Origin of the sequence: Kluyvera huaxiensis (assembly GCF_040149365.1) — a bacterium.
GTDB lineage: Bacteria > Pseudomonadota > Gammaproteobacteria > Enterobacterales > Enterobacteriaceae > Kluyvera > Kluyvera intermedia_A.
The window spans coordinates 1-1,400 of sequence record NZ_JBEFLV010000049.1 but is presented as its reverse complement, the minus strand read 5'-3'; the positions used below and the strand labels follow the sequence as shown (position 1 = coordinate 1,400).

1 protein-coding gene is annotated in these 1,400 nt (G+C 54.0%); it reads left to right on the top strand.

Features of this window, described 5'->3' with window-relative positions; translation table 11 throughout:
• Window positions 1-77 precede the first annotated feature (77 nt).
• The coding region (locus ABOC97_RS23840) for an IS4 family transposase (protein WP_349602319.1) at window positions 78-1,400 on the top strand (1,323 nt) is incomplete at its 3' end.

The window sequence follows — 1,400 nt, the reverse complement described above, 5'->3', positions numbered from 1 at the left end:
CGATCAGTTAAGGATCGGTTGACCGATCCTTAATCTGCGGCACTATAACGGCTTCCATAACAGGGAGCCGTTTTCTTATGCCACTTCTCAACGACCTGCTCGATTTCTGCGACCATCCATTAATGCCACCTCCTTCGGCGCAACTTTTTGCCGAACATCTCCCCGCAGAGTGGATACAGCACTGCCTGACCCTCTCTGACCATGCCACTGTCCGGCGACGACGTCTGCCCGGAGATATGGTTGTCTGGATGGTCATCTGTATGGCTTTTTTCCGCAAAGAGCCGGTGACCGATGTTGTTCGCCGTCTGAGCCTCAGCGCTGACGGTGAGGCCGGTGAAAAACTCCTTGCCCGTAGTGCCATCACCCAGGCCCGGCAACGTGTGGGCGCTGCTCCTCTGGAATGGCTTTTTCATCAGACGGCGCAGACCTGGGGTGCAGAACATTACCCTAAAGATGACTGGCATGGTTTACAGCTCTTTGCTGTGGATGGAGCGCAGTTCAGAACACAGGATGAGCCGGAACTTCGGGAATATTATGGCTCAGCCAACACCGCCACAGAGCGCCAGAGTGCTTATCCGGTGATGCGACTGGTAGCACTGATGAACCTCGGCAGCCACATCTTGCTGGATGCCGCGACAGCCCCTTACAGGCGCAGTGAGATCCTGATGGCACAGTCCATGATAACTGCGCTACCGGACAACTCCATCACCCTGTTTGATAAGCTTTTTTACAGCGCAGAGCTGTTGCTGACACTGAATAAACAGGGACATAACCGTCACTGGCTGCTGCCTGCCCGTAAAAACGTAGTGGCAGAAACAGAGGAAAGTTACGGTGCCGGTGACAGGCTGGTGAAGCTGAAGGTCTCCCCGCAGGCACGCAAAAAGAACCCGTCATTGCCGGAGTACTGGTATGCACGGGCAGTGACATATGAGCTGAATGGTACAGAGAAAACGGTCCTGACATCCCTCCCGGCAGACCGGTACAAAGCAAAGGATGTGGCAGAGCTTTATCACTCGCGATGGGAGATAGAAGTGGGGTTCAGGAACATCAAAAGCAGCCTGCTGGATAATGCCCTGGTACTGAGGAGTCGTAAGGTTGAGCTTCTGGAGCAGGAGGTCTGGGGCATGCTGCTGGCCTATAACCTGATAAGGCGGGAAGCCACGCGGGCGGCAGAAAAACACAAAAGAGCGCCAGCGGAAATCAGCTTTAAATTTGCTTTTCAGTTCATCGCAACAGAGCTGATAGTGCTGGGCAATACCTCATCGCCGGGGACAATCCCGAAAAGGCTGGAGCATCTTCGGGGTAGTCTGGAGGTGCTATTTATAACAAAACGCCCCCGACCATCAAGGCCGAGGGCGGTTAAAATATCAAAAACCCGCTATCCGGTTAACCGTCATGCT